Origin of the sequence: Proteus sp. LHD240705 (genome assembly GCF_047921555.1) — a bacterium.
Classification (GTDB): Bacteria; Pseudomonadota; Gammaproteobacteria; order Enterobacterales; family Enterobacteriaceae; genus Proteus.
Genome location: NZ_JBLRMI010000002.1, coordinates 153,761 through 166,622, shown reverse-complemented (window position 1 = coordinate 166,622; position 12,862 = coordinate 153,761). Strand labels below are relative to the sequence as shown.

15 protein-coding genes and 1 other RNA gene are annotated in these 12,862 nt (G+C 41.1%); 6 read left to right on the top strand and 10 right to left on the bottom strand.

Translation table 11 applies throughout. The features are described 5' to 3' along the window. The first annotated feature begins 42 nt into the window (after positions 1-42). Entirely contained in the window at positions 43-747 is a 705-nt protein-coding gene (locus ACNART_RS04205) for a pirin family protein (RefSeq protein WP_368927424.1), read from the top strand. Positions 748-814: 67 nt separating this feature from the next. Here ACNART_RS04205 and rnpB read toward each other — a convergent pair. After that, positions 815-1,190, bottom strand: an RNA gene (gene rnpB, locus ACNART_RS04200) — RNase P RNA component class A. A gap of 60 nt (positions 1,191-1,250) precedes the next feature. Then, complete coding sequence (rsmI, locus tag ACNART_RS04195) at positions 1,251-2,129, bottom strand: 16S rRNA (cytidine(1402)-2'-O)-methyltransferase (RefSeq protein WP_023582842.1); 879 nt, start codon at positions 2,127-2,129, stop codon at positions 1,251-1,253. Positions 2,130-2,190: 61 nt separating this feature from the next. Between rsmI and ACNART_RS04190 the strand changes: the two genes are divergently transcribed. The 4 genes from ACNART_RS04190 to dolP all read left to right on the top strand — a co-directional run bounded on the left by ACNART_RS04190 (position 2,191) and on the right by dolP (position 5,607). After that, entirely contained in the window at positions 2,191-3,948 is a 1,758-nt protein-coding gene (locus ACNART_RS04190) for a penicillin-binding protein activator (RefSeq protein ID WP_416303446.1), read from the top strand. A gap of 80 nt (positions 3,949-4,028) precedes the next feature. Beyond that, the gene (locus ACNART_RS04185) at positions 4,029-4,406 is read left to right on the top strand and encodes a YraN family protein (RefSeq protein ID WP_198619290.1); all 378 of its coding nucleotides are present in this window, start codon (positions 4,029-4,031) and stop codon (positions 4,404-4,406) included. A gap of 22 nt (positions 4,407-4,428) precedes the next feature. After that, positions 4,429-5,019, top strand: coding sequence for a DnaA initiator-associating protein DiaA (gene diaA, locus ACNART_RS04180; RefSeq protein ID WP_004245257.1), 591 nt, complete (start codon positions 4,429-4,431; stop codon positions 5,017-5,019). A gap of 9 nt (positions 5,020-5,028) precedes the next feature. Then, positions 5,029-5,607: a division/outer membrane stress-associated lipid-binding lipoprotein gene (gene dolP, locus ACNART_RS04175; RefSeq protein ID WP_023582845.1), complete on the top strand. Its 579-nt coding sequence runs from the start codon at positions 5,029-5,031 to the stop codon at positions 5,605-5,607. A gap of 113 nt (positions 5,608-5,720) precedes the next feature. Here the strand turns inward: dolP and ureG are convergent, their stop codons facing one another. From ureG to ACNART_RS04140, 7 genes are read right to left on the bottom strand one after another with little or no spacing between them, the layout of a single operon-like run. Next, positions 5,721-6,338 (bottom strand): urease accessory protein UreG, encoded by a 618-nt coding sequence (gene ureG / locus ACNART_RS04170; RefSeq protein WP_006535303.1) that lies wholly within the window; start codon positions 6,336-6,338, stop codon positions 5,721-5,723. Between the two features lie 9 nt (positions 6,339-6,347). Next, complete coding sequence (locus tag ACNART_RS04165; protein WP_198619289.1) at positions 6,348-7,013, bottom strand: urease accessory protein UreF; 666 nt, start codon at positions 7,011-7,013, stop codon at positions 6,348-6,350. A gap of 24 nt (positions 7,014-7,037) precedes the next feature. Then, a complete protein-coding gene (gene ureE, locus ACNART_RS04160; protein WP_196573643.1) occupies positions 7,038-7,538 on the bottom strand; it encodes an urease accessory protein UreE in 501 nt (166 codons plus the stop codon). A 26-nt stretch (positions 7,539-7,564) separates the two neighbouring features. After that, positions 7,565-9,268, bottom strand: a complete 1,704-nt coding sequence (gene ureC, locus ACNART_RS04155) for an urease subunit alpha (RefSeq protein ID WP_109371909.1) — start codon at positions 9,266-9,268, stop codon at positions 7,565-7,567. Beyond that, positions 9,265-9,591, bottom strand: coding sequence for an urease subunit beta (locus tag ACNART_RS04150; RefSeq protein WP_069368686.1), 327 nt, complete (start codon positions 9,589-9,591; stop codon positions 9,265-9,267). Before ACNART_RS04150 ends, ureC begins: the two co-directional genes overlap by 4 nt. 8 nt (positions 9,592-9,599) lie before the next feature. Next, positions 9,600-9,902, bottom strand: a complete 303-nt coding sequence (locus ACNART_RS04145) for an urease subunit gamma (RefSeq protein ID WP_198619288.1) — start codon at positions 9,900-9,902, stop codon at positions 9,600-9,602. A gap of 21 nt (positions 9,903-9,923) precedes the next feature. Continuing rightward, positions 9,924-10,760: an urease accessory protein UreD gene (locus ACNART_RS04140; protein WP_198619287.1), complete on the bottom strand. Its 837-nt coding sequence runs from the start codon at positions 10,758-10,760 to the stop codon at positions 9,924-9,926. A 494-nt stretch (positions 10,761-11,254) separates the two neighbouring features. On the opposite strand from ACNART_RS04140, the gene ACNART_RS04135 reads away from it, so the two are divergent. After that, positions 11,255-12,145, top strand: a complete 891-nt coding sequence (locus tag ACNART_RS04135) for an AraC family transcriptional regulator (RefSeq protein WP_196532370.1) — start codon at positions 11,255-11,257, stop codon at positions 12,143-12,145. Positions 12,146-12,150: 5 nt separating this feature from the next. Here ACNART_RS04135 and mtgA read toward each other — a convergent pair whose 3' ends face one another. Further along, positions 12,151-12,849, bottom strand: coding sequence for a monofunctional biosynthetic peptidoglycan transglycosylase (gene mtgA, locus ACNART_RS04130; protein ID WP_196532371.1), 699 nt, complete (start codon positions 12,847-12,849; stop codon positions 12,151-12,153). Positions 12,850-12,862: the final 13 nt, after the last annotated feature.

Here is a 12,862-nt window from a genome sequence, read left to right as displayed (position 1 = left end):
TCTATGATAAATATATTGATAATCTACTCGAAAAATACCGCTATGATAAAATACAGAACAGCACAACAATGTGGTAAAGCGGATTATGGTTGGCTACAAGCTCGCTACACATTTTCCTTTGGCCACTACTTTGACCCTCATTTTTTAGACTATGGCACGCTAAGAGTTCTCAACCAAGAAGTGCTTGCCCCAAATTCTGAATTTAAAGCAAAGACTTATCCTCATGTTGATGTGGTTAACTTGATCCTTCAAGGAGAAGCGACATACCTTGATAATATGGGACGTACAGTGACGGCAAAAGAAAATGAGTGCTTACTTATTTCACCGCATAATACTGATACGTATATAGAGAAAAACAGTAGCCCTGATACACCGTTAACCCGTATTCAGTTGTGGTTAAATGCGTGCCCACAACAAGAAAGTTTAGCTTCACAAAAATTGGCTTTAGATGAAAACTTAAAATATCAATTGTTAGCTTCACCTACCGGTGATGATGGCTCATTAATATTAAGGCAAACAATTTGGCTTTATTATATTCATTTGCAAGCAGGCGATGAAATTACGCTACCAATAAAAGGACAGAAAGGCTTTTTACAATCCATAAAAGGTGGCACCTATTTGCAAACATCAACACAAGAAAATGGGCAAATTCAGTGTGGTGATGGAGCTTTTATCCAAGAGAGCCACAGTATCACGTTAAAAAGCTCGGCTGAGTTTCGTGGCTTATTTATTGATATTATTTCGTGATAGTTGATTTAGATTGGCTTAAAAACAGAAAACCCTCGAAACACAATGTGAATCGAGGGTTTTTTATGAGGTGAGTTGACCGTTAAGCCGGGTTCTGTCGTGGACAACCATTCATCTAGGCCAGAACTTGCGCGCTGGCTCCAGCAACCTACCCGGGTTCAATGCGGGCCGCACCATAAGAACCCCTATTTGGTCTTGCTCCGGGTGGAGTTTACCATGCCACAAACTGTTACCAGTTGCGCGGTGCGCTCTTACCGCACCCTTTCACCCTTACCTGATCCTGTAAACAGGCCATCGGCGGTTTACTCTCTGCTGCACTTGTCGTAGGCTCGCGCCTCCCAGACGTTATCTGGCACCCTGCCCTGTGGAGCCCGGACTTTCCTCCCCTCTATCCGTCTCCCCCGAAGGGACAACGATAAAGCAGCGGTTGTCTAGTCAACTCAGGGTGCGGATTATAGGGATTTTGGTAGAAAATGTATAGCAAAAGAAGCTAAAAAATCACTTTACTCGTCTTGAGCTTCACCATTTTGCTCAATGACATGTTTATAGAGTGCATTTTTCTTCACGCCATAAATCTCAGCAGTGACTGCTGCCGCTTTTTTCAGTGGTAACTCTTTTTGTAAAATCGCAAGTGTCCGTAATACTTCTGGGGAAAAATCGTCATCAACGGGTTTTTCATAACCTTCAACAATTAATACCATTTCACCTTTACGACGGTTTTCATCTTCAAGTACCCACTTAAGTAATTCACCAACAGGCATGCCTTGAATAGTTTCCCACGTTTTTGTGAGCTCTCTCGCTAATACTACGTAGCGATCTTCACCCCAAACTGTCACCATATCAGCTAAACTATCTAACAGTCGATGTGTTGATTCATAAAAAATCAATGTACGAGGCTCTTCTGATAATGCGCGTAAACAATCTTGACGACTTTTTGTTTTTGCTGGCAAAAATCCTTCATAACAAAAACGATCAGAAGGAAGCCCTGCCGCAGAAAGTGCCGTAATAGCAGCACAAGCGCCGGGTAATGGCACGACATTGATGCCATTCTTACGACATTGATTGACTAAATGATAGCCAGGATCGTTAATTAATGGTGTACCTGCATCAGAGACTAATGCGATACTTAGCCCCTGTTGTAATTTGCTAATTAATTGATCCGCTTTTTGCTGTTCATTATGATCATGTAACGCATACAAACGTGCGTTAATGGCAAAGTGCTGTAATAGAAGCCCTGTATGACGGGTATCTTCTGCAGCAATTAAATCGACATGAGACAGCACATCAAGTGCCCGCTGGGTGATATCGCCCAGATTACCAATAGGTGTGGGTACTATGTACAGTGTGGATGTCGTTACCGCTGCTCGATTAGGTTGATTCATTGTTTATTCCGAATGACCGATTTAAAATTGAGCATAATTATAAAACATCACTGGGTACAGTATGCTTTCCTCAATTTTTGTGCGTTTTAAAACAGGTTTATCCTATACTGCGATACTCTCTGCGTTGATTATGTCAGGTTGTACCCTGACGGGGCAACAAGAACAACCTCTCACTCCAGCTGCAAAAGCAGAAATGGAGATGAAACAATTTCAAAAAGTGATTGATGACGCTCAAGGGCTAGCATCTTTAGATGTTATTAGAGCCTATATTGGGTTAGAAACATTAATTACTGATCCTCAACTGCATCAGAAAAATATTGATGATACATGGCTCACGCTAACCAAACTCACACCAGAGCAACGCCGTGGCGTTGTTATCAAAGCAGATGAAAATACACTGCAAGGTTGGTTAGATTTACTGAATACCTATGAATACAACAAAGATGATGCTGATAAGCTATCAGCGGCAGTCAGAGAATGGCAGACTCGCTATCCTCGTAATCCAGCGGCATTAACCCTTCCAGCAGCATTATTACGTCTTTCACAACCCTCTGTGAGTACGAGTAGCCAAATCGCATTATTATTACCTTTAACAGGGCAAGCGAAAGTCTTTGGTGAAGCTATTCGCCAAGGTTTCCTTGATGCACAAAGTGGTTTACCGCAACCTCAAGCTATGCCAACAGCACCGCAAGAGCCTAAAAAAGATGACAGCCTTGCATCAATTTTAGAAGAGTTGGGCATCAATAATACAGAGACACCAGCAACAGATACGGCAAAAGAAACAACCGAAAATACGCAAGCGACTCAAGATCAAGGAAAAGAGAGCTCAACATTTTCTGGTGATACAACATTACGCTTAGATCCTATTGCACAAAACTCACGCCAAGTGATTGTTTATGATACCAATAGCCAGCCTATTGATGTTTTAATGAAAAAAGTGCAGCAAGACGGCGCTAACTTAATTGTCGGCCCGCTGCTAAAACCTGAAGTCATGAAGACGATAGAGCTTCAAAGTGGTTTACCTGTATTAGCACTCAATGAGTTAGATAATGTGCCTTCTGCAACCACGGTTTGCTTCTTCTCGCTTTCGCCAGAAGATGAAACACGTAATGCGGCACAACATTTACGTCAGCAACAAAAATCAAACCCATTAATTATTGTTCCTGATAATAAATTTGGTCAAAGAATGGCTCAAACATTTGCTGATGAGTGGCAACGCACAGGTGGTGGCACCGTTTTACAACAAACTTTTAGTTCTGTTGATAGCTTAAAAGCCTCTATTAACCGTGGTGTGGGTATTCGTATGACAGGTACGCCTGTTCTACCAACAGCTAATGCACCTTTACCATTAGAGACACAATCTATTCCATCTGCGGGTGGTGCCATTGATTCGGTTTACATCATTGCCACCAGCGATGAATTAACCTTAATTAAGCCAATGATTGATATGGCGATCAGCACCCAAAAACGTCCACCAATTTATGTTAGTTCGCGGAGTAACCAAGGTGGAACAGGCCCTGATTTCCGTATGGAGATGGATGGTATTCAATTTAGTGATATTCCATTGATAGCTGGCGCTAATTTGCCGTTAATGCAAAAAGCATCCAGCAAGTTTGCGAACGATTACTCATTAATGCGTCTTTATGCCATGGGAATTGATGCATGGTCATTAGCAAACAATTACAATGATCTGACAAAAGGCACATTACGTTTTAATGGTATTTCAGGTTCATTACGTGTTGAAAACAACTGTACTGTTTATAGAGAACTTCCTTGGATGCAGTTTAAACAAGGTAAAATTGAACCTGTGGTACAGTAATACACATATTTAGTTATCATTAAAATAAACCGCCATAAAGGCGGTTTATTTTATGAGTGAGATAAAGAAGGAAATCATGGATGATTTTTTCTAAAAACCCTTATTTTTTAGGGCTGTATTATGAGCAAAAAGCGCTAAAATATTTACGCCAACAAGGATTAATATTGATTGAGCGTAATGTCCGATATCCCTGCGGAGAAATTGATCTTATTATGCAGGAAAAGAGGACATGGGTATTTGTTGAGGTTCGTTTTAGACGTAACATCTTATTTGGTGATGCAATAAGCTCTATTACTGCCTCAAAACGACGTCGCTTGTGGCGTACAGCACAGTGTTGGTTAGCACAACGCCAAGAAAGTATCGAGACATCAGACTGTCGCTTTGATATTTGTGCATTTAATCAACGCCAGCTAATATGGTTAAAAAACATTCTCGATTATACGGAATTTATTCGTTAAATTAGATTATATAGGTCTTAACGTGCTTGATAGAATCAAAGTCTGCTTTACAGAGAGTATTCAAACTCAAATTGCAGCAGCAGAAGCATTACCAGATGCCATTTCCAGAGCCGCCATGATGATGGTTCAATCTTTGTTAAACGGCCATAAAATATTAAGCTGTGGAAACGGTAGCTCAGCAGCAACAGCACAGCGATTTGCCGCAAGCATGATCCATCGTTTTGAAACTGAGCGCCCAAGCTTGCCTGCATTATCGTTAAACACAGATAGCGTTGTGATGACTGCAATTATGGGGAATCAGCAGCACGATGAAATCTATGCAAAACAAGTGCGTGCATTAGGACAAGCTGGAGATGTGCTACTTGCTATCTCAACGCACGGTAACAGCAGAAGTATTATTAAAGCCGTTGAAGCCGCTGTTACACGAGATATGACCATTGTTGCATTAACAGGTTATGATGGCGGAGAGCTTGCTGGGTTATTAGGCCCTCAAGACGTTGAAATTCGTATTCCATCTCAACGCACCGTCAGAATACAGGAAGTTCAGATGCTAACAGTCAATTGTCTCTGTGATTTGATTGATAATACATTATTCCCACATCAGGATGACTAAGGAGTTACTATGAAATTGCTTCCTATCACTGCAGTGCTGTGTTCTGCGCTTTTACTGCAAGGTTGTATCGGCGCAGCTGTTGTCGGCACAGCCGCAGTTGCGGGTAAAACTGCAACCGATCCTCGCTCATTAGGGCAACAAGTTGACGATGGTACCTTGGAAGCTCGTGTTTCTGGTGCTCTAAACAAAAACGAACAGATCAAGAAAAGTAATTCACGTATTGTGGCGACTGCTTACCAAGGCAATATTCTGTTAACAGGTCAAAGCCCTGATATGTCTGTTGCGAATACGGCAAAACAAGTCGCAAGTCAGGTTGAAGGGGTGAATAACGTCTACAACGAAGTGCGCCAAGGTGAGCCTGTGACATTAGGCACTGCATCTTCAGATACATGGTTAACAACCAAAGTTCGCTCTCAAATTTTAGGCAGTGATTCAGTAAAATCCTCTTCTGTAAAAGTGATCACTGAAAATGGTGAAGTGTTCTTGTTTGGTATTTTAACCCGCCAAGAAGGGGCTGCTGTTGCAAAAATTGCCAGTGAAACCAAAGGGGTAGTAAAAGTCACTACCGCATTTACTTACCTTAACTGATCCCATTGCTAATATCGTTTTTAGATTATCCTGACAGTATCGGTCTTTATAATAAAATGACCGATACTATCAGTTTCTTTCTCGACTAAAACTCGCCTTTACTCAACAAGCAGTTAGCGTCTTAACATCCCTTTATCAATGATAAAATCGATAATCGTTTCCAAGCCCACTTTTTCTTTTAGATTTGTGAAAACATAAGGCTTCACAGGACGCATTCTTGCTGTGTCTGCTTCCATCACTTCTAATGATGCTCCAACATAAGGTGCTAGATCGATCTTGTTGATCACGAGTAGATCGGAATGAGTAATACCAGGGCCACCTTTACGAGGGATCTTTTCACCTTCGGCAACATCAATTACGTAAATAGTTAAATCAGCAAGCTCAGGGCTAAATGTCGCACTTAAGTTATCACCACCGCTTTCCACAAAAACGATATCAAGATTTTTGTGGCGCATAGCTAATTCTTCAACCGCCGCAAGGTTCATTGATGCGTCTTCACGAATAGCAGTATGAGGGCAACCGCCCGTTTCGACACCAATAATACGATCCGCATCTAATGCTTCAGCACGTGTTAAGATCTTGGCATCTTCTTGAGTATAAATATCGTTAGTCACAACCGCGATTTCATAAGTGTCGCGCATTGCTTTACAAAGAACTTCTAACAGTGCGGTTTTTCCTGATCCAACAGGGCCACCCACACCAATACGTAGTGGTTGATTATATTCTTGCATATAGATTTCTCATGAACGAAAAAGTCGAGTGTATTGTGTTTCATGGCGACTACTGGCAATAATTTGTGCGGGTGTAAAACTCCCAATATCTTCCGTTGCCCAATGTGCGGATTGCTCAACAATTGCAGGGATCTGCTCTGCTAATGTAAACAATATTTTCTGCCCCGCACTTTGCCCTAATGGGATCAGTTTTACGCCTGACATCACTGTATTTTCAAGCCAACCCCAAGCGTAAGCACAACATAACTTTTCAGAGGAGATATTCCATTTCACAGCAGCTAACGCAAACGCCATGAGTTGTGTCTGTTTTACACATGCTTGTAAAGTTTCATCTAACTCAATATCTAATTGAGGAAGTAAACGAGCAAAAGCGATACCTCGTTGGCGCTCTTCTTGTCTTAGCTCTTTAGTTTCACGACTTGCGACAATAAAATCACACCAATATTTCACTTCACTCATTTTGGCTTGTGCCAAATTTTCTTGTAATCGCCGTAAGATAGGGAGCTCTAACGTTGCTATAGTGCTGGTCATTTGGGTACTTAACCAATCCGATAATGTTTGCGGACAACAAACCCAACCCTTTTCAATCGCCCACTCTAATCCTTGGGAATAAGTAAACGATCCCACAGGTAAAGAAGGACTGACTAATTGATATAAGCGCAGATCTGCAAGCATCAATAGGCTCCCTTATTCAAATAATTAGTGATGATGATGGTGATCGTCATGAGAGTGATGGTGATGATGACCACCTGACGATCCACCATAAGCGCCTGGCTCAGGTTGGTATTTCTCTAAACCCACCACTACATTGGCGCCTAAACCTCTCGCCATATCATCTAAAACATGATCATGAAAATAGCGACACCAACCCGCTTCGATTTGTAATGGAACATGACGATTACCTAAGTGGTAACAAACACGAGCCAATAACAGCGGATCGTCACTATACACGGTTGAAACTTGCTCTTTAGCTGCTTCAATCGTTACCAGCGTATTATCTTCTGACAGTAAGATATCGCCCTCTTTTAGCACCGTACCACGGGGCAAAAATAGCCCAGCTTCTTGCCCATCACTTAAGGTCACTTTTAAACGACTTTTGGTTCTTTCATCCATCGTTAAGCACAAAGTAAGAGCCTGTTTTTCTGAAGTTGCTATTTCAAGCGCTTTTTGTTTATCAATAAGTTGAGTAAATCTTTTCATTCTCTACATTCTCGGTAAAACGCGGATCAAAAGAGGAAATAGCGTTGTGCCATAGGTAATTGCGTTGCAGGTTCGCACACTAATGGCACACCATCCGCTTTCACAATATAGGTTTGAGGATCAAGCTCGATATGAGGCACATAACTATTGTGGATCATCGAAGCTTTAGTCACATTACGACAACCTTTAACACGACCAATTAAGCTCTTTAAGCCCAGCTTTTCAGGTACACCTGCGTCGATCCCCGCTTTCGACATAAAGATCATCGACGTTTGATATTTCGCTTTACCTAAACACGCATACATTGGACGATAATGCACAGGCTGAGGCGTTGGAATAGCCGCGTTAATATCACCCATTGGCGCATAAGCCACCATGCCACCTTTCATGATCAATGCGGGTTTCACACCAAAGAAAGCCGGATCCCATAAAACCAGATCAGCCAATTTTCCTTTTTCAATAGAACCAACTTCATGTGCAATACCATGCGCTAAAGCAGGATTAATAGTGTATTTCGCCACATAGCGTTTAATACGATGGTTATCACTTTCAGGTGTGTCACCTTCTAATATGCCACGTTGTAATTTCATTTTGTGTGCACATTGCCAAGTACGAAGGATCACTTCACCTACGCGCCCCATTGCCTGCGAGTCCGACGACATAACAGAAATAGCGCCCATATCATGCAAAATATCTTCTGCTGCGATAGTTTCACGGCGAATACGAGATTCAGCAAAAGCCACATCTTCAGGAATAGAAGGATCAAGGTGATGGCAAACCATCAACATATCAAGATGCTCATCTACCGTGTTAATGGTATAAGGCATTGTAGGATTGGTTGAAGCGGGGAGAATATTCGGCTCTCCGACTGATTTAATTACATCGGGGGCGTGCCCCCCACCCGCGCCTTCGGTGTGGAAAACGTGGATCACACGACCAGCAATTGCTTTCACAGTTTCTTCATAGAAACCGCCTTCATTTAAGGTGTCAGAGTGAATAGCAACTTGCACATCCATTTCATCGGCAACATTAAGGCAGTTATGAATTGCCATTGGTGTTGCGCCCCAATCTTCATGAATTTTTAAACCAATAGCACCCGCTTCAATTTGCTCACGAACGGCTTCAGGTTGACTCACACAGCCTTTACCAAATAAACCAACATTAATCGGGAGTTCATCAACAGCCTCTAACATGCGGTGCATGTTCCAAATACCCGGAGTGACTGTGGTTGCATTTGTTCCAGCTACTGGTCCTGTACCACCACCAATAAACGTGGTGACACCAGACACCAAACCTTCTTGTGCTTGTTGAGGGCAGATAAAGTGAATATGCGTATCAACGCCACCTGCGGTAACAATTTTACCTTCACCAGCAACCACTTCAGTAGCAGGCCCTACAACAATATCCACATTAGGCTGTACATCAGGATTACCAGCTTTACCGATACCCACAATGCGACCATCTTTAATACCGATATCCGCTTTTACGATACCCCAATGATCTAAAATAATGGCGTTTGTAATAAGTACATCGACACATTCAGCATTGATGACTTGGCTCTGCCCCATACCATCACGAATAACTTTACCACCACCAAACTTGACTTCTTCGCCATAAGTGGTGAAGTCTTTTTCAATTTCAAGAAAAAGCTCAGTATCGGCTAATCGCAGACGGTCGCCAGTTGTTGGGCCAAACATATCTGCATAAGCTTGACGTGAGATAGTTTTCATTTTTTCTCACTCTCCAATTTACCCATCACTTTGCCATGAAAACCGTAAATTTCACGTTTTCCTGCAAAAGCCACCAATTCGACTGTGCGGCTTTGACCGGGTTCAAAACGAACCGCCATGCCCGCTGGAATATTTAAACGAAAACCCAAAGTGCCTTCTCGTTCAAATTTCAGTGCGTCATTCACTTCATAAAAATGATAATGAGAACCAACTTGCACGGGTCTATCACCATGATTGGCAACCTGTATTGTTTTTGTCTCTCGACCGGCATTAAGCTCGATATCCCCTAATGCCTGATTAACTCTAATTTCACCGGGTATCATGTTGTTACCTACACAATAGGATCGTGAATAGAAACAAGCTTTGTGCCATCAGGGAATGTGCATTCTACTTGAATGTCTTTGATCATTTCTGGCACCCCTTCCATGACTTGTTCTGCCGTCAAAACAGTACGTCCATCACTCATCAATTGGGCAACAGTTTTACCTTCGCGCGCGCCTTCCATAATGGCGCAACTGATAAGTGCAACCGCTTCAGGATAATTAAGCTTGAGCCCTTTCGCTAAACGTCTTTCAGCAACAAGACCCGCTGTAAAAAGCAGTAATTTATCTTTTTCTCTTGGTGTTAATTCCATTTCTGCTCCTAAAATTAACGATTATGTCGCCCATATACGAGGCGGCTCAGGGCAATACCCTAACCAGTGTTGTCTGACGGTTTGCCAAACTTGAGCAAAACACGCCATCATCGGCTCTGTTTGCGAGCCTAATAACCGTAAAACTAAAATACCGTCTACATCCGTTAAACCATATTCGATAACAGGATCGTAAGTGGCTGAAGAAATCTCAACGCTCTGTTGAATAAGGTTTTTTAATTCGTCTGTTGCGGGATAAATATAAAGTGACCCCAACATAGGAAATTCACGCATGGCAGCCGATCTTTTTTGTAAACCATCGACAAAAAGCGACTCAGTTAATGTCAACTTTTCATCAATATAGAAATTTAAACGCCCTTTTACATTGCCATTTTCAAACCATTCATTTAAAACAGGGCGACCAAAACATTGGATTTCCCAGCCAATAAATCTGGCTGTAGATGCAATATGAATATGCGTTTCTAGGCAAACTTGAGCTTCAGGAAAAAAGATATTTTCTTGAGGTAACCACTCTAAAAAACCATTAGCTGCCACTTTTAAGGTTTGAACTTGCCGAGCAACACCGCCTGCACTACGGTAAAACTTAGTGGCTCCAGGTGTTGTAAGCAACGCGTGCGCTTGAGGCTGCACATCAATATTGATCAATAGGTTATCGCCACCAACCACACCGCCTGGGGGATGAAGCAAATAAGTGTGTGCAATACCTTGCTCAGGATAAAAAGGACGCTGAACCATTAATGGGCCGATATGGCGCTTTTCTGTAAGACGTGTTATTTCACGTTTTACTTCATAACGTAAAACGATTTCAGCAAGCCAACCCTTCCCTGAAAAGTCAGACATACTCACTCCTGCCAACTCGGCAAAATTATCAATAAATCAGGAAAATACGTGAATACATACAGCGCTATCCATAAGATTGAGTCATTCAAAATCAAATAGAAAATAAGCTAATGAATGTTGGATAGGGTGTGGATAAAAGACAAACAGTGATATCCTAAGAACAGGATAATCTCCTTCGTCTTTGACGCGCGATTCTACACCTTATTACGAAAAATGCGTTTTGAATAAATAACAATTTATTTAGAAAAAATGACACTGTTTAAAATAAATGTAAAAAATGAGCAAATATCTATATTGTCATGTTTTATCAGCAAGATTATATTCTGTTTTGCTCTCATTCAGCTTTGCATGACAACACTAATTTAAACTAGAATAATCTCTCTATTTATTATTCTAGACGTGGCTTATCAGTTTATACAGCAAATGAGCTAATTTTGAGTATTGTTCATTTAAGCAAGATTAATGCTTAACTTGCCTACGGTATATCGGAGATCATGGAATACAAACACATCCTGTCCTCTAACCAAATGTCTTTAAAAACGTTTTACATCGAAAACCCGATGATAGCGATGGTTAGTGGCGCAAAAGGTACAATTTGCATCAATGGGCAAACTATTGATGTATCAAGCCATTTAACGCTTATTATTCCGAAATATAGTCAAATTTCTTGCGATATTGTCAGCCAATTTACGCATAAATCTATTGAACTACACACTCTGGTGTTATGTGAAACAGAGCTTCAATCGGTTTTCTCTTTACTAAAACCTTTAATTAAATCTAGCTCGCCACTCACAAGCCACCTTCCGTCTTACCATTTATCAACTCCTGAAGTGATAAAAAGTAATTTTGGAATTTTAAAACAGTGTTTACCGCTACCACATGGCTCTCCATCACAAGAAACCATGTTTATGCAGCAGTGCTTATTCTTTATTTTAATGGCGGTACATCAGGCAGGTGTGGATATTCTAAATATCTTTCGTTTTAACTATGATGAGCCGAAAAATCAGGCCATTACACACCTGATAACACAAGATCCACAGCGAAAATGGCATTTAGAAGATGTCGCAAAAACATTGTTTACGACGCCATCGACATTACGTCGGCATTTAAATAAAGAAGGGGTTTCATTCTGCCAATTGCTATTAGATGTCAGAATGGGGATCGCTTTAAACTACCTCACATTCTCTAATTACTCGGTATTTCAAATCAGCCATCGTTGTGGATTTGGAAGTAATGCTTATTTTTGTGATGCCTTTAAACGTAAATATGGCATGACACCGTCACAGTTTCGCATTCAATCTCGTCAAGCTAATGATCCATCGACGATAAACAAAATGTCAGAAAAAATTGCAGAGCCAGAAAGTAAAGTGTTTCCGACCTTATAAAGGTGTTACAAATTATTTTTCTTTAAAAAGGCTATTCCACCCATTAGTCGCATCTGATTTAAGATCCACTGTTGCCGTTTTAAGGTATAAGCAGAAGGTTTATTTACGTGATAAATATGCGGGTTAGGCAATACCGCAGCCAATAATGCAGCTTCATGGCTTGTAAGTTGTTTCGCTGGCTTTCTAAAATAGTGTTGAGAAGCCTGCTCTACACCGAAGATCCCATCACCAAATTCAACAATATTCAGATACACCGTTAAAATACGTTTTTTTGACCAAATAAGCTCGACAACTGGCGTCATTCCCGTCTCAAGCCCTTTTCTTATCCAACTACGACCATCCCATAAAAAGAGATTTTTGACCGTTTGCTGAGAAATAGTCGATGCACCACGTAATGTTTTCCCGTTGTTATGATTTTTTTTGAAAACTTTCTCAATAGCATCAAAATCGAAGCCCCAATGTTTGGGAAAATTTTGATCTTCAGAAGCAATAACAGCTAAATACATTACAGAAGCTATCTCTTTTTCACTTACCCAAGTGGAATGTGATACATAAGAGAAATCAAACTCACTCCAAGCAGAAATTTGTCTTTGAACCATAACAGCAGAAAAAGGCACAGGTAAAAAAGAAAACAGCACAACTGTTAACAGCCATAAAGCAATTAAAATAATTAATAGTTTCTTTAACTTTCTCACCAGTACCATCTGCTGTTTTTAC

Coding starts and splice junctions, on each gene's coding strand:
- ACNART_RS04150 (WP_069368686.1), bottom strand. CDS start 9,591: ATGATACCCGGTGAAATTAGAGTTAATCAGGCATTAGGGGATATCGAG.
- ACNART_RS04185 (WP_198619290.1), top strand. CDS start 4,029: ATGATTTTTTCTAAAAACCCTTATTTTTTAGGGCTGTATTATGAGCAA.
- ureE (WP_196573643.1), bottom strand. CDS start 7,538: ATGAAAAGATTTACTCAACTTATTGATAAACAAAAAGCGCTTGAAATA.
- ACNART_RS04140 (WP_198619287.1), bottom strand. CDS start 10,760: ATGTCTGACTTTTCAGGGAAGGGTTGGCTTGCTGAAATCGTTTTACGT.
- ACNART_RS04190 (WP_416303446.1), top strand. CDS start 2,191: ATGCTTTCCTCAATTTTTGTGCGTTTTAAAACAGGTTTATCCTATACT.
- dolP (WP_023582845.1), top strand. CDS start 5,029: ATGAAATTGCTTCCTATCACTGCAGTGCTGTGTTCTGCGCTTTTACTG.
- ureC (WP_109371909.1), bottom strand. CDS start 9,268: ATGAAAACTATCTCACGTCAAGCTTATGCAGATATGTTTGGCCCAACA.
- ACNART_RS04135 (WP_196532370.1), top strand. CDS start 11,255: ATGGAATACAAACACATCCTGTCCTCTAACCAAATGTCTTTAAAAACG.
- ureG (WP_006535303.1), bottom strand. CDS start 6,338: ATGCAAGAATATAATCAACCACTACGTATTGGTGTGGGTGGCCCTGTT.
- ACNART_RS04145 (WP_198619288.1), bottom strand. CDS start 9,902: ATGGAATTAACACCAAGAGAAAAAGATAAATTACTGCTTTTTACAGCG.
- ACNART_RS04205 (WP_368927424.1), top strand. CDS start 43: ATGATAAAATACAGAACAGCACAACAATGTGGTAAAGCGGATTATGGT.
- rsmI (WP_023582842.1), bottom strand. CDS start 2,129: ATGAATCAACCTAATCGAGCAGCGGTAACGACATCCACACTGTACATA.
- ACNART_RS04165 (WP_198619289.1), bottom strand. CDS start 7,013: ATGCTTGCAGATCTGCGCTTATATCAATTAGTCAGTCCTTCTTTACCT.
- mtgA (WP_196532371.1), bottom strand. CDS start 12,849: ATGGTACTGGTGAGAAAGTTAAAGAAACTATTAATTATTTTAATTGCT.